The sequence below is a fragment of the Streptococcus mitis genome, assembly GCF_003942695.1.
GTDB classification, from domain to species: Bacteria; Bacillota; Bacilli; order Lactobacillales; family Streptococcaceae; genus Streptococcus; species Streptococcus mitis_BD.
In genome coordinates this window covers 20,735-47,650 of the sequence record NZ_RJNU01000012.1, presented here as the reverse complement: position 1 = coordinate 47,650, position 26,916 = coordinate 20,735, and the positions used below count along the sequence as shown (strand labels likewise).

The window sequence follows — 26,916 nt, the reverse complement described above, 5'->3', positions numbered from 1 at the left end:
ATATCAAATTCTAGTGTGAATAAATCTTCATCAGTTAAAATTCAGTTATTTTCCTAAAACAAAAAGAAAAAAGCCTTTGAAATGTTGGTTTCAAGGGCTTTTAGTTTACTCAATTATTTCACCTCTGTAAACACAACGTGTTTGCGAAGTTTTGGTGAGTATTTCTTCAATTGAAGACGGTCTGGAGTGTTACGTTTGTTTTTAGAAGTAAGGTACAAGCGTTCACCAGATTCTTTGTGTTCAAGTGTGATATTTACGCGCATGGTATCTCCCTTCTATTATTCAGCTGATGCAGCTTTAGCGATTTTACGTCCTTTGTAGTATCCTTTAAGTGATACACGGTGAGAACGTGAGTAATCTCCAGTAGTTTCGTCAAAGTTTACAGATGGAGCTGTTACTTTGTAGTGTGTACGACGTTTGTTTTTCTTCGCTTTTGAAGTGCGACGTGCAGGTACTGCCATTTTGATTTCTCCTTTAGGTATTTATATTCGATTCAATCTAGTGATTTTCATCAACCATACTAGGATAACACATTTTTTTTGTAAAGTAAAGTTACTTGACAAAAAAAGATGAAAAAATTAGAAGTTGTTGATCGGAATTTTCTGAAAATTCAAGAATTTTATTCTGTTCTTCATGCGGAAAATGTGCTATAATAGTAAAAACTGAAACGGGAGGGATAAGATGACTGAATTAGATAAACGTCACCGCAGTAGCATTTATGACAGTATGGTTAAATCACCAAACCGTGCCATGCTTCGTGCGACTGGTATGACAGATAAGGACTTTGAAACACCGATTGTGGGAGTGATTTCAACTTGGGCGGAAAATACACCATGTAACATTCACTTGCATGATTTTGGGAAATTGGCTAAAGAAGGTGTCAAATCTGCAGGCGCTTGGCCTGTACAGTTTGGAACCATTACCGTAGCAGACGGGATTGCCATGGGAACGACTGGTATGCGTTTCTCTTTGACATCTCGTGATATCATTGCGGACTCCATCGAGGCGGCTATGGGTGGTCACAACGTGGATGCCTTTGTTGCTATCGGTGGCTGTGACAAGAACATGCCTGGTTCTATGATTGCCATTGCCAACATGAATATCCCAGCTATTTTCGCCTATGGTGGGACTATTGCACCGGGTAATCTTGATGGCAAAGACATTGATTTGGTTTCTGTCTTTGAGGGTATCGGAAAATGGAACCACGGTGATATGACAGCTGAGGACGTGAAACGTCTTGAATGTAATGCCTGCCCTGGCCCTGGTGGCTGTGGTGGTATGTATACTGCTAATACCATGGCGACTGCAATCGAAGTTCTTGGTATGAGCTTGCCAGGTTCTTCATCTCACCCAGCTGAATCAGCTGACAAGAAAGAAGATATCGAAGCAGCAGGACGAGCCGTTGTCAAGATGCTGGAGCTTGGTCTCAAACCATCAGATATCTTGACTCGTGAAGCCTTTGAAGATGCCATCACTGTAACGATGGCTCTTGGTGGTTCTACAAATGCCACTCTTCACTTGCTTGCCATTGCCCATGCGGCTAATGTTGACTTATCACTTGAGGACTTCAATACGATCCAAGAACGTGTGCCTCACTTGGCTGATTTGAAACCATCTGGTCAGTATGTCTTCCAAGACCTCTACGAAGTCGGTGGTGTGCCTGCGGTTATGAAATATCTCTTAGCGAATGGCTTCCTTCACGGAGACCGTATCACATGTACTGGTAAGACAGTTGCTGAGAACTTGGCTGACTTTGCAGACCTTACACCAGGTCAAAAAGTTATCATGCCACTTGAAAATCCAAAACGTGCAGATGGTCCGCTTATTATCTTGAACGGGAACCTTGCCCCTGATGGAGCAGTTGCCAAGGTATCAGGTGTTAAAGTTCGTCGTCACGTTGGACCGGCTAAAGTCTTTGACTCAGAAGAAGATGCTATCAAGGCTGTCTTGACAGATGAAATCGTTGATGGCGATGTTGTCGTTGTTCGTTTTGTGGGACCTAAGGGAGGTCCTGGTATGCCTGAGATGCTCTCACTTTCATCCATGATCGTTGGTAAAGGTCAAGGAGACAAGGTTGCCCTCTTGACAGACGGACGCTTCTCTGGTGGTACTTATGGTCTGGTTGTTGGACATATCGCTCCTGAAGCTCAGGATGGTGGACCGATTGCCTACCTTCGTACAGGCGATATCGTTACGGTTGACCAAGATACTAAAGAAATTTCCATGGCCGTATCCGAAGAAGAACTTGAAAAACGCAAGGCAGAAACAACCTTGCCACCACTTTACAGTCGTGGTGTCCTCGGTAAATACGCCCACATCGTATCATCTGCTTCACGCGGAGCTGTGACAGACTTCTGGAATATGGACAAGTCAGGTAAAAAATAAACTCAAAAAGCAAGCCATCTTCGGCTTGCTTCTTTTCATCTTCAAAAGTGATTTGCCTGCTTATACTCAATAAAAATCAAAGAGCAAACTAGAAAGCTAGGCGCAGGCAGTACTTGAGTACGACAAGCCGACGCTGACGTGGTTTGAATTTGATTTTTGAAGAGTATTAACGAGGTGGCAGTCCAAGGGCAATACGGCCGTAGCGACTGATTCGTGTAATCTTCCAAGCGGGCGACCAGGTAACTTCAACCTGAACATCTTCAATACCCTCGATTTGTTTCAGGCCAGCGACGATTTCGATAGGCAGGCTTTCGGCGCAATCACAGGCGGTATCGGTGAAGGTCATGACAATCTTACAGAGACCTGTTTCATCCAGATTGATTTCATAAATCAAGCCCAGATTGTAAACGTCCAATTCCACATCTGTATCAAAAACTTTCTCTAGTTTTTCGATAATTTGGTCTTGCAAGGCCAAAGCGCGGTTATTGATTTTGATATCGTCTCTCATAACAGTCCCTCCACGTGATAAATATCCTCTATTTTCTCATAATTCTGACAATTTGGCAAGTTTTTGATAAATTTTCTGAAAAGACTCTCTTGAGAATTCCTACTCTTACTGTTTTAATCCCTCTATTTATGGTAAAATAAGACTATTAAGTTTAAAGAGGATTCCCTATGAAATTACAAAAACCAAAAGGAACGCAGGATATTTTACCTGCTGAGTCTGCCAAGTGGCAGTACGTTGAGGGCTTTGCCCGTGAAATTTTCAAGCGTTATAACTATGCAGAGGTGCGCACGCCTATTTTTGAGCATTACGAGGTTATCAGTCGCTCTGTCGGAGATACAACGGATATCGTAACCAAGGAAATGTACGATTTCTATGACAAGGGTGACCGCCATATCACCCTTCGTCCAGAAGGAACTGCGCCCGTTGTCCGTTCCTATGTGGAAAATAAACTCTTCGCCCCAGAAGTGCAAAAGCCAAGTAAGTTCTACTACATGGGCCCTATGTTCCGTTATGAGCGTCCACAAGCAGGTCGTTTGCGTCAGTTCCACCAGATTGGTGTTGAGTGTTTTGGCTCAAGCAATCCAGCTACCGATGTGGAAACCATCGCTATGGCAGCTCATTTCTTGAAAGAAATCGGCATCCAAGGTGTCAAACTACACCTCAACACTCTTGGAAATCCTGAGAGCCGTGCGGCTTACCGTCAAGCATTGATTGACTATTTGACACCGCTCAAGGAGACCTTGTCTAAGGATAGCCAGCGTCGCTTGGAGGAAAATCCTCTCCGTGTCTTGGACTCTAAGGAAAAAGAAGACAAGGTGGCAGTGGAGAATGCACCTTCTATCTTGGACTTCCTTGATGAAGAAAGCCAAGCTCATTTTGATGCTGTGCGTCAGATGTTGGAAAATCTGGGTGTAGACTATATCATCGATACCAATATGGTGCGTGGTCTGGACTACTATAACCACACCATTTTCGAGTTTATCACTGAGATTGAGGGCAATGACTTGACCGTCTGTGCGGGTGGTCGCTATGATGGTTTGGTTTCCTACTTTGGTGGTCCTGAGACTGCTGGATTTGGATTTGGCCTTGGTGTAGAGCGCCTGCTTCTTATCCTTGAAAAGCAAGGTGTGGCCCTCCCTATCGAAAACTCTCTAGATGTTTATATCGCAGTCTTGGGTGAAGGAGCAAATGTTAAGGCCTTGGAATTGGTACAAGCCCTTCGCCAACAAGGATTCAAAGCAGAGCGTGATTACCTTAACCGTAAACTCAAAGCTCAGTTCAAGTCCGCCGATGTCTTTGCGGCTAAGACCCTCATCACCCTAGGAGAGAGTGAAGTCGAAAGCGGACAAGTGACAGTCAAGAACAACCAAACTCGAGAAGAGGTGGAAGTTACGCTTGATACAATCAGCCAAAACTTCTCAGAAGTCTTTGAAAAACTAGGGTTTTAATAACAGATAAACCGGTCAGGAACCTACTCCTGACCTTTTTCTTTTGCAAAATGACAAAAATCATAAGCTTTTTGACAAATATAATTGTCAAAAAGAAAAAGATGTGTTACAATGTAAGTAAGTTAAGAAATAAAGAAATAGGAGGGAATCACATGTGGGTATGGATTTTTTTACCTTTTCTCGTCTTGATTTATAGTAGTCAATCTAAAAAAATCAAGCGGTTAGAGAAGAGGTTAAAGGTAATCGAAAGAAAAGAGAAAGGAGATATAGATATGTCGAGATTATTGCAAGAAATGATTGGAAAGAAACCAATTATAACGGGAGTGTATATTGGACCAGATAACTGGGAAGTTGTGGATGTTGACGAGGAATGGGTCAAACTACGTAGCGTTGATAAAAAGGGGAAAGAAAAATTCAAGTTGCAACGCATTGAGGATATCCAAGCCGTTGAATTTGACGGAGAGTAGGTGTGTAGCATGCAACTAAAAAACCGTCTAAAAGAGCTTCGGGCTCGCGATGGTTTGAATCAAACGGAACTGGCCAAGCTAGCTGGCGTGTCCAGACAAACCATCAGTTTGCTAGAACGGGATGAGTACACCCCGTCAGTAGTAATAGCTCTGAAGATTTCACAGATATTCAATGAACCAGTCGAGTCGGTATTTCGTATAGAGGAGGATGAGGAATGAACAAGTATAAAGTGATCTATTATGTAGTTGCCATAGCTCTAGTAGTCAGCGTGTTTCTATTGATTGGAATAGACTTAGGCTGGTTTAATCCCTATCAAAATGACCAATTTATTTGGGCCTATTTTGCCCTCATACCAGTAATTGAATGGATTGAAAAGAAATCAAAAAATCTAGCAAGTGAATAAGGGGAATGAATATGAAAAAGAAACGTGGATTGTTATTTTTAATGTCTGTTGTCTTGGGAGCTTTCTTGGGCGTGTTTGTAGGGATGTTTAAGGCACGTGCCGAATCCCATGAAATTATTTTAGATGTAAAAGTCTTGGTGCCATGGATATCAGCTATTTGTTTACTGATAGGTTTCATTAGCATTCTTTTGACTTTCAATTTCTTAAAGAAAAGCAGAAAATTTCACTCCTTGTATCAAGAGGAAATGGATGATGATCTGAATAAAACCTATTATGTGCAAATGTATCGGAATCTCGAGTTTGGAACCATTGCTTTTAATATTGCAAACGTAGCAATTTTATTGGCTCTCTTCATTGCAGGAAGTGAAGTGATTATACTAAATGGAAGCTTTCTAACCTTATCTCTTTCTTTTTTGCTATTAGTGTTGGTTTTCAATGTTCAAAAATATCTTTATAAGACCATTGCGATTGTTCGTCAGTTTGATTTGGCATTTTTCTCTACACCAAAGGACGCCTTAGACTATTTCAATTCTTACGATGAAGGGGAGCGCAAGGCTAATTTGGAACAGAGTTTTCGGATTTTATTCCAATTAAATAACTATGTCTTGCCAGGTCTCTACTTTCTGATTGATCTCTTTTCTTTATTGACAGGAGAGATTCAGCTACTAGCCTTCTTTCTTGTCGGAGCTATCCATGTTTATATCAATGTGATGCAGTTACCTATGGTAAAACGCTATTTCAAATAGGAGATCTTTATGAAAATACTTAAAAATCTTGGCTGGTTTCTTCTAGCTGTTCTATCCTTTTTCTTTGGCTATGGTCTGGTTCAGAGTATGGCTCTGTCAGCTCTTGGACTAGGGGCTTCGATATATGGAGTTTTGCCACTTTATATCGCCCTGTCAGGAGCCTATGTTTATGGAGTTTACAAGTGGTATCAGACAGAAAAGGTTAGCATCCAGACGACTGCTTTTAATCGTTATATCTGGTTGCCTACTCTGGTTTTGCTAGTGGCTATTACAGCCCAGTGCTTTTTACCAGACGATCCGTCGACCAATCAACAAATCGTATCCCAACTGACAGTGGCACAGCCTGAATTTGGTTTCTTTATGGTGGTGGTCTTTGCTCCTCTGACGGAAGAACTCATTTTTAGAGGGATGCTGGCGCGTTATCTCTTTCCTATGCAGGACAATAGCAAACAGACAGCTCTGTTTCTTCTGGTATCGAGTGTCCTTTTTGCCTTGATTCATTTTCCAGGGACTTTGCAACAGTTTTTAGTCTATGCTAGTCTGGGATTGAGTTTGGGACTGGCTTATGTGAGTCAAAAAGGCCTTCTTTACAGCATTTCTTTACATGCTTTGAATAATTTAATCGGCTTTTTGATGATACTCATGCTATAATAGAGTCAGGAGGTCACATGAAACGAGTAATTTTATTAGCAGTGATACAGGCAGTTGTTCTCTTCTTTATCATCGGGGCACTTGCCTATGCCTTTAAAGGCGATTTCTTTTACAACTATCTAGCAGTTGTTTTTGCACCTATTGCAGGTGTCTTGCGTTTTGCTTCAGCTTATGCGACGGAGATTGTTCTGCCTAAAAAAGCGGCTGAAATCGCGGAAAAACGTAAAAAAGGTCAAGAATCAAAATAAGAAAATCCGATGGTGTCTTCATCGGATTTTTTGATGTTGTCATGATTTTTTAGCTGTTCGTTTTGATTTTTATAGACAATCAAACTTTTCTGCTGATTTTCATGAAGAGCCTGCGCTTTTATGGTAAAATAGTAACAGAATAAAAGAGGAGAGAAAACATGAAACGTAGTATGTATGCTGGTCGTGTTCGTGAGGAACACATCGGACAAGAAATGACCTTGAAAGGCTGGGTTGGCCGTCGTCGTGATTTGGGCGGTTTGATCTTTATCGACCTTCGTGACCGTGAAGGAATCATGCAGTTGGTTATCAATCCAGAAAAAGTTTCAGCAGAAGTCATGGCAACAGCTGAAAGCCTTCGTAGCGAATTTGTCATAGAGGTGACGGGTCAGGTTGCGGCACGCGAGCAAGCAAATGATAAGCTGCCAACTGGTGCAGTTGAGTTGAACGTGACAGCTTTGACAGTGCTCAATACAGCTAAAACAACACCTTTTGAGATTAAGGATGGTATTGAGGCAAATGACGATACGCGTCTCCGTTACCGTTACCTTGACCTTCGTCGTCCAGAGATGTTGGAAAATCTTAAACTTCGTGCTAAGGTGACCCACTCAATCCGTAACTACTTGGATGAGTTGGAGTTTATTGATGTGGAGACGCCATTCCTTTCTAAGTCAACACCAGAAGGGGCGCGTGACTATTTGGTTCCATCTCGTGTCAACAAAGGGCATTTCTACGCTCTTCCTCAAAGTCCACAGATTACCAAACAGCTCTTGATGAATGCTGGATTTGACCGTTACTACCAAATCGTTAAATGTTTCCGCGATGAAGACTTGCGTGGGGACCGTCAGCCTGAGTTTACCCAAGTCGACTTGGAAACTTCATTCCTTACAGAGCAAGAGATCCAAGATATCACAGAAGGCTTGATTGCGCGCGTGATGAAGGAAACGAAAGGGATTGAAGTGACACTTCCATTCCCTCGTATGAAGTATGATGACGCGATGGCCCTTTATGGTTCTGACAAGCCAGATACGCGTTTTGACATGTTACTTCAAGACTTGACAGAAGTTGTCAAAGGTGTCGACTTCAAAGTCTTTTCAGAAGCACCTGCTGTAAAAGCAATTGTAGTCAAAGGGGCTGCGGACAATTATTCACGTAAAGATATCGACAAAATGACAGAAGTAGCCAAGCAGTACGGGGCTAAAGGTCTTGCTTGGGTTAAGATTGTTGATGGTGAATTGAATGGGCCAGTTGCTAAGTTCTTGACTAGCATTCAAGCAGAGTTGACAGAAGCGCTTGGCCTTGAAGACAAGGACTTGGTTCTCTTTGTAGCTGATACACTTGAAGTGGCCAATGCAACACTAGGCGCCCTTCGTGGACGTATTGCTAAAGAGCTTGGCTTGATTGATAACGATAAATTCAACTTCCTTTGGGTTGTTGACTGGCCAATGTTTGAATGGTCTGAAGAAGAAGGTCGTTACATGAGTGCTCACCATCCATTTACTCTTCCACAGGCAGACACAGCTCACGAACTAGAGGGTGAATTGGCCAATGTTCGTGCCATTGCCTATGACATCGTCTTGAACGGTTATGAACTTGGTGGTGGTAGCCTTCGTATCAACCAAAAAGATCTTCAAGAACGCATGTTTAAGGCTCTTGGTTTCTCAGCTGAGGAAGCCAATGATCAGTTTGGATTCCTTCTGGAAGCCATGGACTATGGATTCCCACCACACGGAGGTTTGGCTATCGGTCTTGACCGCTTTGTCATGCTCTTAGCAGGAGAAGAAAATATCCGTGAAGTCATTGCCTTTCCTAAGAATAACAAGGCGACGGATCCAATGACACAAGCCCCATCAACAGTCGCTCTCAAACAACTAGAAGAACTCAGTCTACAAGTAGAACAAGATGAAACAAGCGAAACGAACTAAGCGGTGGCGCTATTATCTGCGCCGCTTTGCTTATCAGATAAAAATCTTACGAGTTTTACAAAGTATCTCTCGGGAAAAATATGATGAGAAAGTATCGGCTTCTCTGGTTTATGGCTTTTTGTCAGCAGTAGCGGTCAATTTCTTTTTTCAACCAGGGCACGTTTACTCCAGTGGTGCGACAGGTCTGGCACAGATTGTCTCTGCCTTGAGTCATCACTGGTTTGGGTTTTACATTCCGATATCGCTAACCTTTTATGCTATTAATTTTCCGTTGATGATTTTGGCTTGGTATCAGATTGGGCATAAGTTTACAATCTTTACCTTTATCACAGTATCCATGAGTTCCCTCTTTATCCAGCTTGTGCCAGTTGTGATCTTGACAGAGGATCCCATTATCAATGCCCTTTTTGGGGGTGTTGTCATGGGCTTGGGGATTGGTTTTGCGCTCCGTAACAATATTTCTAGCGGAGGTACAGATATCGTCAGTCTCACCATTCGAAAGAAAACGGGTAAGAATGTCGGTAGTATTTCTTTCCTGGTAAATGGAACCATCATGCTGATAGCAGGTCTGACCTTTGGATGGAAATACGCTCTTTACTCCATGATTACCATTTTTGTATCCAGTCGTGTGACAGACGCAGTCTTTACCAAGCAAAAACGCATGCAGGCCATGATTGTGACCAATAATCCTGACAAGGTAATCGAAAAAATCCATAAAAAATTGCACCGCGGAGCTACTATGATCCACGATGCGGAAGGAACCTATAATCATGAGAGAAAAGCAGTCTTGATTACGGTTATCACGCGAGCAGAGTTTAATGATTTTAAACATATCATGAAACAGGTTGATCCGACAGCCTTCGTCTCTGTGTCCGAAAATGTCCACATCCTAGGACGATTCGTAGAAACAGACAATTAATAATACTCAAAAGACCAGCTCTGGAGCTGGTCTTTATTTTTCGATAATTTTGTGGGCAATCAACTGACGGTAACAAATCTGTTTATTGTTTTTAGCATCGTTGATGATTTGGAGAATGGTTTCAAAGGAAACGCGCCCAAGTTCTAAGCTATTGATATCGACATAAGCTACAAGGTCAAGTCGAGGATTGACAGAGTCGAAACTCAAGACAGGAACAGTTAACTGATGCTTACTGATGTAGTCACAAACTCCTTCTGCTAGAAGACTATCGGTTGTGATGATAGCGTCAATCTGCGGATCGTGATTGAACAGGAGTTCACTGAACTGATACCCTTTTTCTTCTAGAAATTCGGTCGCAAAGTAGGTTAAGTGGGTATCAATCGGAAGTTGGTGTTGTTTGAGTGCCAATTCGTAACCTCTTAGACGGTCTTGTGTAACGAAAAGTTTCTTGGTTCCTCCGATAAAGGCGATCCGTCTGCATCCTTTTTTGATGAAATACTCAGTTGCATCAAAACCGGCTTGTACATTGTCATTATCAACAAGAGGGATAAAGGGTGAAATGGATTTTCCGAGGATAAGGAAAGGGAACTGTTCCTCCGCTACGAGCTTCACCAGTGGATCTTCTTCTTGAGCATAGAGGAAGATCAGACCATCGACACGTTTCCCATAGACCATCTGAGAAATCGCGTTGAGACGTTCTTTCTCATCTTTCCCCGTTGCGATCTGAATAGCATAGTGGTTTTCAGATGCGACTTGGGCGATTCCTCGTAGGACAGATGGGAAGAAAGGATTTTGATAGAAGGCATCTGAGTCGTCAGGCAATACCAAACCGATAACTTGAGTATAGCTGCTAACTAGGCTACGAGCATTGAGATTGGGATGGTAGTTGAGTTCCTTCATAGCCTTGCGAACTCGTTTTTTGGTTTCATCACTAATTGTTGATTTGTTTTGAATAACGCGGGTTACGGTTGAAGGTGAGACACCTGCAGCCTTGGCCACATCTTTAATCGTAACGGGCATAAAAATCTCCTATTTATGATAATCTGGATCGCGGTAATGTGTTTTATAAAAGATAGCGACCAGATAAAGAACAAAAAGAATATTTTGTACAGTGATCAGGGTTGTCATATTTTGGCCAAAAAGTCCCAAAACAAGCGTAATCAAAGTTGGTAATCCTAAACAGTTCAAGATAAAATGGTAGCACTCTTTAAAGGTTCTAAATGAAAAGAGGCGTGATTTTTTGGTGATATAAAGGAGAAGACTAGCTCCAAGAGAGACAATGAAGAAATTCAATCCAAAGAGGAAGCTAGCACCAAGGACGAGAAAGAGACTGATATAGACACGGTTCTGTTGGTACCAGTCTTTAGAAATAGCCTGGGTCAAGCTGTCTTTACTTTTGAAACTCTCCGTTTGAATCGCGCGGTAGCGAATACGAGTCAGCTCTTTACTTTCCTTACTGATGATGAGTTCTTCCGTATCAAAATGAAGTTGCAAATCCTTTGGCAATTCTTTGCTTTGGCTTGGACCAATCAAAAGAGAAGGCTGCTGATTCTCAGTGCCTGAGTAGTTCAGCTTTCCATCTACGATTTGTGCATTCTCTGACAAGTCCATGATGGCTTCATCTGTAAGTGGAGTGTAGACATTATCGATAAAAGTATCCAGTGGATACGTTTCCTGAGAGCTGTTTTGAATGGCAATTGGAACCATAGACAAACTGATGAGGAAAATGCTAGTAAAGAGAAGCTGAAACCAGTTGAGGCCGAAACGTTTTGATAGGGGCTTACGAAATCCCCAAATACTAGTAAAATACGAGAATGGATATGGAAGCATAGGCATCTTTCTAAAAGTGTTTTCTATATGAGTATTATTATATAGAGAAATGTGCTTTATTTCAAGTCTAGTAGAGAAATTGCTTTTTGGAAAGCGGATTTTGCTACTATTTGTGGTCGTGTGTCTAATCTTTTAACTTTACAAACAAGCTCCAAAATGAAAAAAGGGTGGCGGGGATAAATTATCCCTTGTCGCCACCACTTGTAAGTCCTGAAACAAAGTTCTTTTGTAGGAAGAAGAAGAGAATACAGATTGGAAGGGCGATGAGGATAGCACCTGCTGAGAAGTAGGCGATCTTCATGTTTTTCACATTGCTAACGAAGGTTTGGAGACCAACGGCAACAGTAAAGTATTCTTTCTCACGAAGCAAGAAACTAGAGAGGATGTAATCCCCGAAAGGTCCCATGAAGGCCCAGAGGGCTTGTACAGCCACCATTGGGCGAACGAGCGGAAGGACAATTTGCCAGAAGCGACGGAAGTGTCCTGCACCATCTAGTTTCGCAGATTCGTCAAGAGACATTGGCACAGTATCGAAGTAACCTTTCATGAGCCAAGCATTCATCGGAATACCTCCACCGACGTAGAGGAAGATGAGGAACCAGCTATGGTTAAGGGCGTTCAACATAAGAGCCATAACGAAGAATGCGGTCAATGCGGCCATGGTTGGCACCATTTGGATGATCAAGAAGAAGACCAAACTTTGCTTACGGGCCAAGAAGTTGTAACGACTGTAGGCGTAACCAGCCAGTACGATGATACTTGTTTGAACAGCCATTGTGATAAAGGCAATAATCAAAGTATTAAGGTACCAAGTGCCATACAAGGTTTCGGTGAAGAGCCCTTTAAAGTTATCAAAATTGAAGTCGATGTTAGTATCTAGTTTAAAGGCTGCGACGTTACCTGCTTTGAAGGCGGACATGATGGTGATCAAAAGTGGGTAGATGATCACGATTGATAGACCAATCAAGTAGAGGTAAGTGAGGGTTTGAGTCAGTCTACGTTTGAGTTTGATTGAGTTATTCATCTTAGACGTCCTCCATATCAAATGCGTGTAGTTTCTTGAATGCGATCATAGAGATAGAGATGACAATGATTGAGATAATCAAGGTAACAGCTGCCGCCATAGAGTATTGAGGAGATGTACCTGTTGTCAAACGGTAAATCCATGAGATCAAGATATCAGTTGAACCGGCTCCGCCTCCAACAGTACCAGGACCTCCGCCATTAAAGAGGTACATGATAGAGAAGTTGTTAAAGTTGAAGGTGTATTGGCTGATCAATGTTGGTGCTGCAACAGCCAAGATCATTGGGAAAGTGATGTTGCGGAATTTTTGCCAAGCATTAGCACCATCGATGTAAGCCGCTTCGTAGAGGTCGTTAGGAATAGACTGCAAGATACCCAAGGTCAAAACGTAGATGTATGGGAATCCAAGCCAGCCTTGCATCATAATCAAGGCAACCTTAGTCCAAGTTGGATTTGTTTTCCAAGGGATAAGAGCTCCATCTAGGAAGGGAAGGACCTTAGACAAAAGAGGCAAGACTTGCGTGTTGATGGCACCGACACTATCATTAAACATGTTTGAGAATGTCAAGATAGTGATGAAGGCTGGAACAGCCCAAGGAAGAAGGAAAATAACACCGAAGATACGTTTTCCTTTGATAAATGGTTGATTAGCAATGATAGCGGTGAAGATACCAATCACAATCTGCAAAGTAGAAGCAGACAAGGCCCAGATAATGGTCCAAGAAAGAACCGAACCAAAGGCTGAACGGAAGGTACTTAAGCTCCAGATATTTGTGAAGTTAGTCAAACCAACCCAGTCCAACAATTTGTTTGGTGGCAAGTGTTGGAAGTCATAGTTGGTAAAGGCGATCATCAAGGTTACGATAACTGGGAAGATAATCGCAAATGTCATCGCTACATACGATGGGATAATCAAAAGGTATGGGAATCCATTCTCATAAATACCTTTAATCATATCCTTGAAGGTACGAGCTACAGGAATACCATTGTTGATACGTTTAGCAGTCGTATGTGCGTCCTTGATATTAAAGATATAAAAGAGCAGGTAGACGACAACAAAGATAGAGTGGAAGGCACCACGAATCAGCATGAAAAGTGAATTGTCACGACCAGGTTTCACACCAAGTGTGATCAAATTGCTCAATTCAGGGCTTGCAAGTGTTAGAAAATACAGAACAAATAAAACGGTAACACCAAGGAAAATCAATCCTTTAGCTTTTTGTTTATTATAGATTTGTCCTAAACCAGGAATGATTGACAGCAAGGCTGCTTTGCGAGGCTGTTGTTTTTCCATGATTACTCCTTTCATAGGATGCGAGATAAAACTCGGGTTCAATCGCAAGATACGCATATCTGATAAGAAACGCATCTATACATTCAAAGGGGGATTTCACTTCCACCCCCCTTGAACAAATCAATTATTCACCAAATTTTTGTTTGATTGTTTCTTTGATCAATGTTACAGCATCGTTAGCAGCTGTTTTCGCATCTTTCTTACCACTTACAGCTTCAAAGAGCATAGTTTTCGCTGGATCCCAAACAGCTGACATTTGTGAGATGTTTGGCATTGGTTGAGCGTTCTTGAACTGTTCAATCACGGCTGTTGTCAACTCATCTTTTTTGCCTTCAGCATAAGTACGAGCTTCAGTATTAGCTGGGATTTCGTTAGTAGTATCGTAGAAGGCTTTTTGTTGTTCAGTTGATACAAGGAAGTCTACAAATTTTTGAGCTCCTTCAAGGTTCTTAGTGCTTGCTGGGATAACCCAAGCCTTACCACCACCAAATGTTTCATAGTTTTTACCGTTTGGAAGAGTTGGGATAGTCGTAACACCGTAGTTCACTTTAGCATCTTTGAATGCTTGAGCTTTCCAAGGGCCATCGATGATAGCAGCAGTTTTACCTTCTTGGAATTGAGTTTGGATTAAGTTTGGAGCTCCTTCAGTATCTTGCATACCTTTAGGCCATTTATCGTACCAAGTCTTAGCGTAGTTGATACCTGCGATAGCACCATCGTTTGCAAGACCAATATCTTTAGGATCTTTACCGTTTTGTCCGAATACGTAAGCACCGTTACCAGCAAGAAGTCCGTATGCGTAGTAGAAGTTAGTCCAGTCAGCTAGGAAGGCAGTAGTTTTACCTTCTTCTCCAGCGAAAGCGTATTTGCTGTCTTTAGCAAGGTTTTCCAAATCAGCAAATGTTTTAGGAGCTTCTTTGAGCAAATCTTTGTTATAGTACAAAACGAGTGATTCGATAACAGCTGGAGCACCATAGACTTTACCACCAACAGTTACAAGAGATTTTGTTTTATCGTCTGTCTTTGCACCGTCGCTAAGAGTAACTTCTGAAAGTTGTCCGTCAGTACCAAGGCTACCTACACGGTCGTATGGAGCCATCATAACGTCAGCAGCTTTACCAGATTGGTTGTCTAGAGAAAGGTTATCAAGACCACCCATTTGGTCACCTGTCTTGATGGTAACTTTTACCCCTGCTTCTTTTTCATAAGCTTTTGCAGCTGATTCAGCAAAGGCTTTATATTGATCTTCAACATAGAAAGTGAGTTCTTTTGCTTCTGAAGAGCTAGTATCAGCCGCTTTATCAGCAGATTTGCTTCCGCAAGCTACCAAGAGCAAGCTAGCAAGAGTAGCAGTTCCGAGCACAGCAGCGCTCTTCATGAATTTAGATGACATAGTGTATTCCTCCTAAAGAATAACAAAAATAATTTAATGAGAAAACGCAAACGTTTTCTTTTATGTGTTTAGTATAGCACAAACAGAAAACGGTTGCAAGCATTTTTTGAAAAAATTTTAAAAAAACTTTAAGGTTTTTTAAAAGGAGAATTGCTTTATAAATAGGAAGAAAAGAGATAAAGGTTCATTTTCTTATAAAATATTAAGATTAGGAAAACGATTGCGTAAATTCGGCTCGGTTTTTCAGAAAATAGAGCAGATATTGGGAATGAATTATCTTAAATCAGAAAATCTTTAAAATTTTTTCGCTTATTTCATAAAATATCAGTGGCAACAAGTTTTGTTTGATTAAAATAATTCAAAAAAATTTTTTAAAACCGCTTGCATTTGTTTTTGAAATGCGTTATACTTAACTTAACGCAAACGTTTGCGCCTTGGTTGCGCAACGTTTTATAACAAACACATGAGGTGCTATTATGAAAAAACGTCAAAGTGGTGTGTTGATGCACATCTCTTCTCTGCCAGGAGCTTATGGGATTGGATCATTTGGTCAGACTGCCTATGATTTCGTCGATTTCTTGGTTCGTACCAAGCAACGTTACTGGCAAATCCTCCCTCTTGGGACAACAAGCTATGGAGATTCTCCATACCAATCATTCTCAGCCTTTGCTGGAAATACGCATTTTATCGACCTTGATATCTTGGTAGAGCAAGGCTTGCTCGAAGCCAGTGATCTTAAAGGTGTTGACTTTGGTAGCGATGCATCTGAAGTTGACTATGCGAAGATTTATTACGCACGTCGTCCACTTTTAGAAAAAGCAATTAAACGCTTCTTGGAAGTGGGTGATGTCAAAGATTTTGAGAAGTTTGCTCAAGACAACCAATCATGGCTCGAACTCTTCGCAGAATATATGGCTATCAAAGAGCATTTTGACAATCTTGCTTGGACAGAATGGCCAGATGCAGATGCTCGTGCTCGTAAAGCTTCAGCACTTGAAAGCTACCGTGAGAAATTGGCAGACAAGTTGGTTTACCACCGTGTGACTCAATACTTCTTCTTCCAACAATGGTTGAAATTGAAAGCCTACGCTAACGACAACCACATCGAAATTGTTGGAGATATGCCTATCTACGTAGCGGAAGATTCAAGCGACATGTGGGCAAATCCACATCTCTTCAAGACAGATGCCAATGGTAAAGCAACTTGCATCGCAGGATGCCCACCAGATGAGTTTTCTGCCACTGGTCAGCTTTGGGGGAACCCAATCTATGACTGGGAAGCAATGGACAAAGACGGTTACAAATGGTGGATTGAACGCTTGCGCGAAAGCTTCAAAATCTACGATATCGTTCGTATCGACCACTTCCGCGGTTTCGAATCTTACTGGGAAATTCCTGCTGGTTCCGATACAGCGGCACCTGGTAAATGGGTGAAAGGTCCAGGCTACAAGCTTTTCGCAGCTGTTAAGGAAGAACTTGGTGAGCTAAACATCATCGCAGAAGACCTTGGTTTCATGACAGATGAAGTCATCGAGTTGCGTGAACGTACTGGCTTCCCAGGAATGAAGATTCTTCAATTTGCCTTCAACCCAGAAGACGAAAGTATCGATAGCCCACACTTGGCACCTGCCAACTCTGTTATGTACACAGGAACACACGATAATAATACAGTTCTTGGTTGGTACCGTAATGAGATTGACGATCCAACTCGTGAATACATGGCTCGTTACACGAACCGTAAAGAGTATGAAACAGTGCCGCACGCAATGCTTCGCACAGTATTTTCATCAGTTAGCTTCATGGCAATTGCAACTATGCAAGATTTGCTAGAGCTAGATGAGTCAGCTCGTATGAACTTCCCATCTACTCTTGGCGGAAACTGGTCATGGCGTATGACAGCAGACCAACTCACACCAGCTGTTGAAGAAAATTTGCTTGACTTGACTACAATTTATCGCCGAATCAATGAAAATTTGGTAGAATTAAAGAAATAAGACAATATCAGGAGACACATAAACATGTTACCATTAAAAGAATTTGTACAAAAGCGTTACAATAAAACTATTGCAGAATGTAGCAATGAAGAACTTTACCTTGCTCTTCTCAACTACAGCAAGCTTGCTAGCAGTCAAAAACCAGTCAACACTGGTAAGAAAAAAGTTTACTACATCTCAGCTGAGTTCTTGATCGGTAAACTTTTGTCAAACAACTTGATTAACCTCGGCCTTTACGACGATGTGAAAAAAGAACTTGCAGCCGCAGGCAAAGAGTTGATCGAAATCGAAGAAGTAGAATTGGAGCCATCACTTGGTAACGGTGGTTTGGGACGTTTGGCAGCCTGCTTTATCGACTCAATCGCTACACTTGGTTTAAATGGTGATGGTGTTGGTTTGAACTACCACTTCGGTCTTTTCCAACAAGTTCTTAAAAACAACCAACAAGAAACGATTCCTAACGCTTGGTTGACTGAGCAAAACTGGTTGGTTCGCTCAAGCCGTAGCTACCAAGTGCCATTTGCACACTTCACATTGACATCGACTCTTTACGATATTGATGTACCTGGTTACAAGACAGCTACTAAAAACCGCTTGCGTTTGTTTGACTTGGATTCAGTTGATTCTTCTATCATCGAAGATGGTATCAACTTTGACAAGACAGATATCGCTCGCAACTTGACTCTCTTCCTTTACCCAGACGACAGCGACAAGCAGGGTGAATTGCTCCGTATCTTCCAACAATACTTCATGGTTTCAAACGGTGCGCAATTGATCATCGACGAAGCAATCGAAAAAGGAAGCAACTTGCATGACCTTGCGGACTACGCAGTTGTACAAATCAACGATACTCACCCATCAATGGTGATCCCTGAATTGATCCGTCTCTTGACTGCGCGTGGTATCGAACTTGATGAAGCAATCTCAATCGTACGTAGCATGACTGCCTACACTAACCACACAATCCTTGCTGAAGCCCTTGAAAAATGGCCTCTTGAATTCTTGGAAGAAGTGGTTCCTCACTTGGTACCAATCATTAAAGAATTGGACCGCCGTGTGAAAGCAGAATACAAAGATCCAGCTGTTCAAATCATCGATGAGAGCGAACGTGTCCACATGGCTCACATGGATATCCACTATGGATACAGCGTAAACGGGGTTGCGGCTCTCCACACTGAGATTTTGAAAAACTCAGAGTTGAAAGCTTTCTACGACATCTACCCAGAAAAATTCAACAACAAAACAAACGGTATCACTTTCCGTCGTTGGCTCATGCATGCTAACCCAAGCTTGTCTCACTACTTGGATGAGATCATTGGCCGTGGTTGGCACCATGAAGCGGATGAGCTTGAAAAACTCTTGTCATACGAAGACAAGGCTGCTGTCAAAGAAAAATTGGAAAGCATCAAGGCTCACAACAAACGCAAATTGGCTCGTCACTTGAAAGAACACCAAGGTGTGGAAATCAATACAAACTCTATCTTTGATATCCAAATCAAACGTCTTCACGAGTACAAACGCCAACAAATGAACGCTTTGTATGTGATCCACAAATACCTTGATATCAAGGCTGGTAACATCCCTGCTCGTCCAATCACAGTCTTCTTTGGTGGTAAAGCAGCTCCTGCCTACACAATCGCTCAAGATATCATCCACTTGATCCTTTGCTTGTCAGAAGTGATTGCAAACGACCCAGCAGTAGCTCCACACTTGCAAGTTGTAATGGTTGAAAACTACAACGTTACTGCAGCAAGCTTCCTCATCCCAGCATGTGACATCTCAGAACAAATCTCACTTGCTTCTAAAGAAGCTTCAGGTACTGGTAACATGAAATTCATGTTGAACGGAGCTTTGACTCTTGGTACTATGGACGGAGCTAACGTGGAAATCGCTGAGTTGGTTGGCGATGAAAACATCTACATCTTTGGTGAAGATTCAGAAACTGTTATCGACCTTTACGCAAAAGCAGCTTATAAGTCAAGCGAATTCTATGCTCGTGAAGCTATTAAACCATTGGTTGACTTTATCGTGAGCGATGCTGTTCTTGCAGTAGGTAAGAAAGAGCGCTTGGAACGTCTTTACAACGAATTGATCAACAAAGACTGGTTCATGACTCTCCTAGACTTGGAAGACTACATCAAAGTTAAAGAGCAAATGCTTGCTGACTACGAAGACCGTGACGCATGGTTAGATAAAGTCATCGTTAACATTGCCAAAGCAGGATTCTTCTCATCTGACCGTACAATCGCTCAGTACAACGAAGATATCTGGCACTTGAACTAATAATTACATAACTTAAACCCGTACCTTGAAGGTGCGGGTTTTATCTTATCTGAAAGTTTTATTTACAGTGCTTTCCCAACCAAAATCTCTGCTTCGATGGTAACTTCTGTCAGTTGACTCCAGTCAATCTTGGTCTGGTCAACATGAAAGAGTAGGGGGGTCATGCTGAGCAGGGCTTGGCGTTGCTCTGCTGTGATGGGCTTGGTCAGGGAGGCTATTTGGCTAGATTGGATGCTGAAGTGTTCCTGGAAATGTTCTTTGATATCTTGATTAGAATAGTCCTTCTTTGTCAGCTGGTCCTGCACTATTTGACGGATTTCTATGAGGTGATTTTCAGTCGGGATGACCTTGATCAAGATACCGTCTTTGGATAGAACACGGCGAAATTCTCCATAGTTGGCAGGCGAGAAGATATCAAGCAAGATATCCATACTGGCATCTTCTATAGGAAGTCGGGCCAAGTCTCCAACGAACCAATTGACTGCCCAGTTGGGTTCGCTTTTGGCAGCGATTTGAACGGAATCTTTGGAAATATCAAAGGCATAGAAGGTTTTATCAGAGTGTTTTTCTTGGAGCTTGCGAGAGTAGAATCCTTCGCCACAGCCGATATCCAAAACTGTTTGGCTAGTTTTAGAAGTTGCAAGCAGGTCTGAGATGGTTTCTAAGATAGCCTGATAAAAGCCAGCTTCAAGGATTTGTTGTCGGTTTTGAAAGTTTTCTTTGTCGTAGTTGGCAGATTGCTTGATCTGAGGAGCCAAGTTGACATAGCCGAATTTTGCCAGATCAAAAGAATGGCGATTGCTACACTTGAGACTGGTTTCTACCAAGGTCAGATTTTCTTGACAGATGGGGCAGGCAAAGGCACTAGCAGCAGCAAAGCGCTGGAGTTTAGGTTTGAGGTTTGTATTCATAGTTTAAGTGTATCAAAAGAGACAAGTGAAAGCAACTTCAGGAGTAAGTAGATGGGAGATTCAGTAGAAATAAAACTAATTCTTCAATTTATAAAATGAAATTGCTTTTATATCTAAATTGCTATATAATAATGATAAGGAGGAAATAAGTATGTTAAAAGAAGTACTAACCGTTGCAAAAGTTGCGAAAAAATCTTCATTATTTTTGGGTGGTGTCGCATTTGGTACCCTTGGTTTGAAAATCTTAGCAAGTAAGGAAGCTAAAAAAGGTTATTCTAAAGCTTTGGCTAAGGCTTACAAGTTTAAAGATGAGCTAGATGCATCTGTTTCTGTTGTGAAGCAACATGGAGACGATGTTTTGCAAGATGCTAAATATTTGTATGAGCAAGAGAAAAAAGAAGAGCAATTAGATAGCCTTATAGGAGAATAATATGTCTTTTAAAGTGCTATATAGAGGATATCAACATATCCGACTATCATCTTCTTTTTCACTCACCTTAGATATTCAAGACTATCTTCGTTCCTTGGCGAGAGATGAGAAGGGAATTGAGTCTATCCAGTTTTACATGGATCAACAGCACTTTACCCTACGTATAAAAGAAGGCTTCTCTGTATTAGACAATGCAGAAGCCTTTTTAAAAAGGATTGATAAAGGGAAAGTTTCTGAGTTGATGACTCTTCCTGTTCGTAGAGAAGATAGTGCCTATTCTATCGTTTCAGGTGCAGCGATTAAGCGTGTGCTTTTTCGTAGTCTTGTACCGTCTCCTATTCGCTATATATGGACTTGTTATCAGGCTCTGGGGTATGTCAAAGAAGCTTATCAGACCCTAGCGCGTAAGGAACTAACGATGGAGGTTTTGGACTGTTCGGCGATTTTATTGTCTTTGTTTATGAACCAATCTAAGACTGCCAGCAACATCATGTTTATGCTTGATTTGGGGAATCATTTAGATCAGTGGTCCTTGAAAAAAACTGCAACAGATTTAGAACAAAGCCTTCTTGCAAAAGAAAGCGATGTGTTCTTGGTACAGGGCGATACGGTCGTTAGTATCAAGAGTTCCGATGTTCAAATAGGAGATGTCTTGGTCCTATCTCAAGGAAATGAAATTCTGTTTGATGGACAAGTAGTTTCAGGTTTAGGTATGGTCAACGAAAGTTCCTTGACGGGAGAGAGTTTTCCAGTTGAAAAAAGAGAGTCTGATTTGGTTTGTGCAAACACAGTCTTGGAGACTGGGGAGCTACGCATTCGTGTAACCGATAATCAGATGAACAGCCGTATTTTACAACTGATTGAGTTGATGAAGAAATCTGAAGAAAACAAGAAAACTAAACAACGCTATTTCATCAAGATGGCGGATAAGGTCGTCAAATATAATTTCTTGGGTGCTGGTCTGACTTACCTATTAACAGGTTCTTTTTCTAAGGCTATTTCTTTTCTATTGGTCGATTTCTCCTGCGCTTTGAAAATCTCTACTCCTGTAGCTTATTTGACAGCTATCAAAGAGGGGTTGAACCGTGAAATGGTGATTAAGGATGGAGATGTTCTAGAGAAATATCTGGAAGTTGATACTTTCTTGTTTGATAAGACAGGAACAATCACAACTAGCTATCCTATAGTTGAAAAGGTGTTACCTTTTGGGGACTATAGCGAGGAAGATATTCTCAGAATCAGTGCCTGTCTTGAGGAACACATTTATCATCCTATTGCTAATGCCATTGTCAAGCAAGCTGAGATAGAGGGGATTGAACATGAGGAAATGCATGGGAAACTCCAATATATTGCAAGCAAGGGAATTAAGTCCCATATTGATGGGCAACCAGTTCTTATTGGAAATTATGTCTTGATGCAGGATGAGCAGATTCATATCAGTTCGGTGCAAAATGCTTTAATTGAAGAGTACAAGAGTCACTACAATCTCTTATTCTTAGCTTATCAGAATGAATTGATTGGAATGTTCTGCATTCATACTCCTTTGAGAAAAGAAGCAAAAGTAGCCTTGGAGAAACTTAAGGCACAAGGGAAAAAATTGATTCTGGCCACAGGGGACACCCTGGTTAGGACAGAGGAATTAGTAGAAGATTTGCCGTTTGATCAGGTCTATACAGACTTGAAACCTGATGGGAAATTTGAGTTAGTAGAGGAACTGCAGAAAGCAGGTCATACTATTTTGATGGTTGGAGATGGGTTGAATGACTCAGCGGCTCTAACCCTATCAGATATCGGTGTGGTGATGAATGAGAGCGCAGATATTTCTAAGCAGATGAGTGATATCTTATTGTTAGATAATCGCTTGGATTTCTTCCAAGAGTTGGATTCGCTATCATCATCTTTGCAAATACTCATCAAGAAGAATATTCAAGATACCATTGTCGTAAATAGTAGTTTGATTGGCTTTGGCTTATTTAATTGGCTCAGTCCTTCAAATCTCTCTATCTTACATAATCTAACAACCTTGCGCATTGTCTTGCGTAGTCTGTCTATTAAAAATAGATAGATGAGAGTTATTAACAGAAAAAAGGAGTTACCTTTCTTGAGGTTAACTCCTTTGTTTATAGGTAAATGTTGAAGAGTTTAGTAAGTCAATACAAAGTATTTCTTCTTTCCGCGGCGGATAACAGTTAGTTCGTTTTCTAACTTATCTGCATCACTCAAGACATAGTCAAGGTCTTGAATGCGGTCGCCGTTGACGTAAATAGCTCCGTTTTGGACGTCTTCACGGGCTTGGCGTTTGGAATTAACCACACCAGAAGATACGAGCAATTCCACGATATTGTGGTTTTCGTCTGCTTGTACTTGGTAGTTTGGCACTCCACGAAGTCCTTGTTTGAGTTCTTTGACAGAAAGGTTTTTGATGTTTCCTGCAAAGAGTTGCTCAGTGATGTTAAGGGCTTCTTTGTAAGCTTCTTCTCCGTGAACAAGAGTCACGACTTCACGAGCGAGGACTTTTTGTGCCAAGCGTTCGTGTGGAGCCGCTTCAAACTCTTTGCGGATGTCTTCAATCTCATCGAGTGACAAGAAGGTAAAAATCTTCAAGAAGCGAACAGCGTCAGCATCCATCACGTTCATCCAGAATTGGTACATTTCGTATGGAGAAGTCTTTTCAGGGTTGAGCCAAACAGCGTTTCCTTCTGATTTACCAAATTTCTTACCAGTTGCATCTGTAATGAGTGGCACTGTGATAACGTGACCAGTCTTGTCAGCCTTGCGACGAAGCAATTCGGTACCAGCAGTCATATTTCCCCACTGGTCAGAACCACCGATTTGTAGGGTTACGTTGTGCTCTTGGTTAAGGACGTAGAAGTCATATCCTTGCATGATTTGGTAAGCAAACTCAGTGTAAGAAATCCCTGTTTCAATCCGTTTCTTCACAGACTCCTTGCTCATCATGTAGTTGACAGTGAAGTATTTTCCGACATCACGGAGGAAGTCAATGAAGCTGATGCTGCCAAACCAGTCGTAGTTGTTGACCATGACAGCTTTATTTTCACCATTTTCAAAGTCAAGAAAACGAGAAAGTTGCCCTTGGATAGACTTGACCCAGCCCTCTACTGTGTCTTTTGTTTGGAGACTACGCTCAGCATCTTTGAAGGACGGATCTCCGATGAGACCTGTAGCACCGCCAACGAGCGCATAAGGTTTGTGACCTGCTAGTTGCAGACGACGACTTGTCAAGATTGCGACAAGGTGGCCTAGGTGAAGGCTGTCAGCAGTTGGATCGTAGCCAGTATAATAAGAAACTTGACCTTCTTCTAGGGCTTTGCGCAAAGCTTCTTCATCAGTCGTTTGAAAGATCAAACCACGCTCTTTTAGCTCATCAAAAATGTGCATGTGTCTTTTCTCCTTTTTAAAATATTGTTTCTACCTATTGTATCACAAACTTGGGCAATAGCCTAGTAGAATAGGGAAGAAAGTGGCTATTTTATTGAAAGTTTCCCTTTTATGGTATAATAAAGAAAGTGAGGACATTCATGAAAAAAAGAAACAATGAATTAAAAACAAAGTTGCTGCAATTTTTCCAGCAACTATCTGTCAAATGGAAGAAAAAACAAGCAAGTAAAAAGATTAATAAGAAAGTGGCTTCTTCCGACAAAGTCAGAAGGGTTGGGTCTATTTTGGCTAAGATTTTGAGTGCTTTTAAAGTGACCTTCAACACTCTCTTTATCCTAGGCCTTATCGGTGGCATGTTTGGCGCTGGAGTAGCGATGGGCTATGGCGTTGCTCTATTTGACAAGGCCAAGGTACCTCAAGCAGAAGAGTTGGTCAAGCAAGTGAAGGATATTGCCTCTATCTCAGAAATCACTTATTCTGACGGGACTACCATCGCTTCGATTGAGGGCGATTTGTTGCGCACTTCAGTCGCTTCAGGTGCTATTTCGGATAATCTTAAAAAGGCTATCATTGCGACAGAGGACGAGCATTTCAATGAGCACAAGGGAGTTGTGCCTAAGGCCGTTATTCGTGCGACTTTGGGAACCTTTGTCGGTCTAGGGTCGTCCAGTGGTGGTTCGACCTTGACCCAGCAGGTTATCAAGCAGCAAGTGGTAGGGGATGCTCCCACTCTAGATCGTAAGGCCAAAGAGATTATTGATGCTCTAGCTTTAGAACGAGCCATGGGTAAGGATGAGATTTTGACAACCTACCTTAACATTGCTCCTTTTGGACGCAATCATAAAGGTCAAAATATTGCAGGTGCCCAGCAGGCTGCAGAAGGAATCTTTGGAGTCAAAGCTTCGGACTTAACGGTCCCTCAAGCGGCTTTTATCGCAGGCTTGCCACAGAGTCCGATCAGTTATTCTCCTTATGAATCTGACGGAAGTATGAAGAGTGATGAGGATATGGCTTTGGGAATCAAGCGTGCCAAGGATGTCCTCTACAATATGTACCGGACAGGTGCTCTGAGCCAGGAAGATTACGACAAGTACAAGGATTATGACTTCAAGCAAGACTTTCTACCATCAGGTAGTGTCAACGGAAGCTCACGCGACTATCTTTACTTTGCAACCTTGGCAGAAGCTACCGATCGGATGTATGATTATCTAGTTGAGAGAGATCATGTCTCTGCTCAAGAGTTAAAGAATGAGTCTATCCAGAAAGCTTATCATGACCTAGCAACCAAGGAAATTGAAAACGGTGGTTATAAAATTACCACTACCATTAATAAAAACGTTCATACCGCAATGCAAAATGCGGTTGCGACCTACGGATATCTGCTAGATGATTCGACAGGCCAGCCTGAAGTAGGGAATGTCCTCATGGACAACCAAACGGGAGCCATCCTTGGATTTGTTGGTGGTCGTAATTATCAAGAGAATCAGAACAATCACGCTATTGACACCAAGCGTTCTCCAGCTTCAACCACTAAGCCTATACTGGCCTATGGTATCGCGATTGACCAAGGTTTGATGGGAAGTGCAAGTATCTTGTCTAACTATCCGACAAACTTTTCAAACGGCAATCCTATCATGTATGTCAATAGTCCTGGTACAGGGATGATGACCTTGGGAGAAGCCCTTAACTACTCATGGAATATCCCGGCCTACTGGACTTATCGTACGCTTCGAGAGAAGGGTGTCGATGTCAAAGGCTATATGGAAAAAATGGGTTATGAAATCCCAGAATATGGTATTGAAAGTCTGCCGATGGGTGGGGGGATTGATGTTACAGTCGCCCAGCATACCAATGGTTATCAGACCTTGGCTAATAATGGAGTCTACCATAAGAAACATATGATTGCCAAGATCGAATCGACGACGGGACAAGTGATTTATGAGCATAAAAGTCAACCTGTCCAAGTTTATTCAAAAGCGACAGCGACCATCATGCAAAGTCTACTTCGTGATGTCATTTCATCTCGAGTTACGTCAAGCTTTCAGACTGATTTGGCTTCTATCAATCCAAGCCTAGCTCGCGCCGACTGGATTGGAAAGACTGGTACGACCAATGAAGATGAAAATATGTGGCTTATGATTTCTACGCCACGCTTGACTTTGGGTGGCTGGTTAGGTCACGACGACAACCGACCACTAGCCAAAGGAGCAGGTCACTACCGCAACGCCAATTATATGGCTCACTTGGTCAATGCTATCCAGCAAGCCGAACCTGGCATATGGGGAAATGAGCGCTTTAGTCTAGATCCAAGCGTGACCAAGTCTCAAGTCCTCAAATCGACAGGAGAGAAACCTGGCAAGGTCACAATCAATGGCAAAGAAGTCACCGTTTCAGGTTCTACAGTAACGAGCTATTGGGCTACTAAAGAAGGGGCGCCAGTAACCACTTACCGCTTTGCCATCGGAGGGAGCGATGCCGATTATCAAAATGCTTGGAAGAGCATTTTAGGAAGTTTACCCACTCTTCCTACCCCAACTCTCCCAAGCTCAAGTAGCAGTTCGGGAACAAGCTCATCAACTCGCTCAAATCAATCAAATCGATAGAATAAAAAAGTAGCATGATTCGTTCAATAATATTTTTTCATGCTACTTTTTTCTTTT

General features: G+C 41.9%; 25 protein-coding genes. 15 read left to right on the top strand and 10 right to left on the bottom strand.

The features are described from left to right. Positions 1 to 113: 113 nt before the first annotated feature. Together rpmG and rpmF are read right to left on the bottom strand one after the other, a co-directional pair. Positions 114 to 263 carry a 50S ribosomal protein L33 gene (gene rpmG / locus D8852_RS08655; protein WP_001265622.1) on the bottom strand — a complete coding sequence of 50 codons (150 nt, stop codon included), beginning with the start codon at positions 261 to 263 and terminating at the stop codon, positions 114 to 116. 15 nt (positions 264 to 278) lie between these two features. Next, positions 279 to 461, bottom strand: a complete 183-nt coding sequence (gene rpmF / locus D8852_RS08650; RefSeq protein WP_000290417.1) for a 50S ribosomal protein L32 — start codon at positions 459 to 461, stop codon at positions 279 to 281. Positions 462 to 681: 220 nt separating this feature from the next. Between rpmF and ilvD the strand changes: the two genes are divergently transcribed. Further along, entirely contained in the window at positions 682 to 2,385 is a 1,704-nt protein-coding gene (gene ilvD, locus D8852_RS08645; RefSeq protein WP_125425733.1) for a dihydroxy-acid dehydratase, read from the top strand. Positions 2,386 to 2,551: 166 nt separating this feature from the next. Here ilvD and D8852_RS08640 read toward each other — a convergent pair whose 3' ends face one another. After that, positions 2,552 to 2,893, bottom strand: coding sequence for a metal-sulfur cluster assembly factor (locus tag D8852_RS08640; RefSeq protein ID WP_125425731.1), 342 nt, complete (start codon positions 2,891 to 2,893; stop codon positions 2,552 to 2,554). Positions 2,894 to 3,060: 167 nt separating this feature from the next. Here D8852_RS08640 and hisS point away from each other — a divergent pair, with 167 nt between their 5' ends. From hisS to D8852_RS08595, 9 genes are all read left to right on the top strand, one after another. Further along, positions 3,061 to 4,341 (top strand): histidine--tRNA ligase, encoded by a 1,281-nt coding sequence (gene hisS / locus D8852_RS08635; RefSeq protein ID WP_125425729.1) that lies wholly within the window; start codon positions 3,061 to 3,063, stop codon positions 4,339 to 4,341. After that, on the top strand, positions 4,341 to 4,808 hold the full coding sequence (locus D8852_RS08630) for a hypothetical protein (RefSeq protein WP_081109479.1): 468 nt from the start codon (positions 4,341 to 4,343) through the stop codon (positions 4,806 to 4,808). Before hisS ends, D8852_RS08630 begins: the two co-directional genes overlap by 1 nt. A gap of 9 nt (positions 4,809 to 4,817) precedes the next feature. Further along, a complete protein-coding gene (locus D8852_RS08625; RefSeq protein ID WP_061418944.1) occupies positions 4,818 to 5,027 on the top strand; it encodes a helix-turn-helix transcriptional regulator in 210 nt (69 codons plus the stop codon). Next, positions 5,024 to 5,212 carry a hypothetical protein gene (locus D8852_RS08620; protein WP_125425727.1) on the top strand — a complete coding sequence of 63 codons (189 nt, stop codon included), beginning with the start codon at positions 5,024 to 5,026 and terminating at the stop codon, positions 5,210 to 5,212. The genes D8852_RS08625 and D8852_RS08620 overlap by 4 nt, the downstream gene beginning before the upstream one ends. Positions 5,213 to 5,223: 11 nt before the next feature. Continuing rightward, a complete protein-coding gene (locus tag D8852_RS08615) occupies positions 5,224 to 5,958 on the top strand; it encodes a DUF3169 family protein (protein WP_061418938.1) in 735 nt (244 codons plus the stop codon). A 9-nt stretch (positions 5,959 to 5,967) separates the two neighbouring features. Then, positions 5,968 to 6,609 (top strand): CPBP family intramembrane glutamic endopeptidase, encoded by a 642-nt coding sequence (locus tag D8852_RS08610; RefSeq protein WP_061454196.1) that lies wholly within the window; start codon positions 5,968 to 5,970, stop codon positions 6,607 to 6,609. A 17-nt stretch (positions 6,610 to 6,626) separates the two neighbouring features. Further along, positions 6,627 to 6,857, top strand: coding sequence for a hypothetical protein (locus tag D8852_RS08605; protein WP_061454195.1), 231 nt, complete (start codon positions 6,627 to 6,629; stop codon positions 6,855 to 6,857). 158 nt (positions 6,858 to 7,015) lie between these two features. After that, complete coding sequence (aspS, locus tag D8852_RS08600; RefSeq protein WP_125425725.1) at positions 7,016 to 8,779, top strand: aspartate--tRNA ligase; 1,764 nt, start codon at positions 7,016 to 7,018, stop codon at positions 8,777 to 8,779. Further along, a complete protein-coding gene (locus D8852_RS08595) occupies positions 8,757 to 9,698 on the top strand; it encodes a YitT family protein (RefSeq protein WP_093587215.1) in 942 nt (313 codons plus the stop codon). The genes aspS and D8852_RS08595 overlap by 23 nt, the downstream gene beginning before the upstream one ends. Before the next feature lie 33 nt (positions 9,699 to 9,731). On the opposite strand, the gene D8852_RS08590 is transcribed toward D8852_RS08595, so the two are convergent. The 5 genes from D8852_RS08590 to D8852_RS08570 form a co-directional block, all read right to left on the bottom strand. Then, complete coding sequence (locus D8852_RS08590; protein WP_125425723.1) at positions 9,732 to 10,718, bottom strand: LacI family DNA-binding transcriptional regulator; 987 nt, start codon at positions 10,716 to 10,718, stop codon at positions 9,732 to 9,734. 9 nt (positions 10,719 to 10,727) lie between these two features. Next, the gene (locus D8852_RS08585) at positions 10,728 to 11,528 is read right to left on the bottom strand and encodes a DUF1189 domain-containing protein (RefSeq protein WP_125425721.1); all 801 of its coding nucleotides are present in this window, start codon (positions 11,526 to 11,528) and stop codon (positions 10,728 to 10,730) included. 181 nt (positions 11,529 to 11,709) lie between these two features. Continuing rightward, positions 11,710 to 12,552: a sugar ABC transporter permease gene (locus tag D8852_RS08580; RefSeq protein WP_001065640.1), complete on the bottom strand. Its 843-nt coding sequence runs from the start codon at positions 12,550 to 12,552 to the stop codon at positions 11,710 to 11,712. A gap of 1 nt (position 12,553) precedes the next feature. Further along, positions 12,554 to 13,846: a sugar ABC transporter permease gene (locus D8852_RS08575; RefSeq protein WP_185755607.1), complete on the bottom strand. Its 1,293-nt coding sequence runs from the start codon at positions 13,844 to 13,846 to the stop codon at positions 12,554 to 12,556. Between the two features lie 124 nt (positions 13,847 to 13,970). Beyond that, positions 13,971 to 15,239 (bottom strand): extracellular solute-binding protein, encoded by a 1,269-nt coding sequence (locus D8852_RS08570; protein WP_125425719.1) that lies wholly within the window; start codon positions 15,237 to 15,239, stop codon positions 13,971 to 13,973. A gap of 476 nt (positions 15,240 to 15,715) precedes the next feature. Between D8852_RS08570 and malQ the strand changes: the two genes are divergently transcribed. Continuing rightward, entirely contained in the window at positions 15,716 to 17,233 is a 1,518-nt protein-coding gene (malQ, locus tag D8852_RS08565; protein WP_125425717.1) for a 4-alpha-glucanotransferase, read from the top strand. 24 nt (positions 17,234 to 17,257) lie between these two features. Next, positions 17,258 to 19,516, top strand: a complete 2,259-nt coding sequence (gene glgP / locus D8852_RS08560; protein WP_125425715.1) for a glycogen/starch/alpha-glucan family phosphorylase — start codon at positions 17,258 to 17,260, stop codon at positions 19,514 to 19,516. A 62-nt stretch (positions 19,517 to 19,578) separates the two neighbouring features. Here the strand turns inward: glgP and D8852_RS08555 are convergent, their stop codons facing one another. Further along, positions 19,579 to 20,427: a putative RNA methyltransferase gene (locus D8852_RS08555; protein WP_125425713.1), complete on the bottom strand. Its 849-nt coding sequence runs from the start codon at positions 20,425 to 20,427 to the stop codon at positions 19,579 to 19,581. Positions 20,428 to 20,578: 151 nt separating this feature from the next. Between D8852_RS08555 and D8852_RS08550 the strand changes: the two genes are divergently transcribed. Both D8852_RS08550 and D8852_RS08545 read left to right on the top strand, forming a co-directional pair. After that, on the top strand, positions 20,579 to 20,857 hold the full coding sequence (locus tag D8852_RS08550) for a DUF6110 family protein (protein ID WP_000910908.1): 279 nt from the start codon (positions 20,579 to 20,581) through the stop codon (positions 20,855 to 20,857). Between the two features lies 1 nt (position 20,858). Further along, positions 20,859 to 22,922: a heavy metal translocating P-type ATPase gene (locus D8852_RS08545; protein ID WP_125425711.1), complete on the top strand. Its 2,064-nt coding sequence runs from the start codon at positions 20,859 to 20,861 to the stop codon at positions 22,920 to 22,922. A gap of 77 nt (positions 22,923 to 22,999) precedes the next feature. On the opposite strand, the gene tyrS is transcribed toward D8852_RS08545, so the two are convergent. Then, the gene (gene tyrS / locus D8852_RS08540; RefSeq protein ID WP_049490096.1) at positions 23,000 to 24,256 is read right to left on the bottom strand and encodes a tyrosine--tRNA ligase; all 1,257 of its coding nucleotides are present in this window, start codon (positions 24,254 to 24,256) and stop codon (positions 23,000 to 23,002) included. A 140-nt stretch (positions 24,257 to 24,396) separates the two neighbouring features. Between tyrS and pbp1b the strand changes: the two genes are divergently transcribed. Further along, a complete protein-coding gene (gene pbp1b, locus D8852_RS08535) occupies positions 24,397 to 26,859 on the top strand; it encodes a penicillin-binding protein PBP1B (protein WP_125425709.1) in 2,463 nt (820 codons plus the stop codon). Positions 26,860 to 26,916 lie beyond the last annotated feature (57 nt).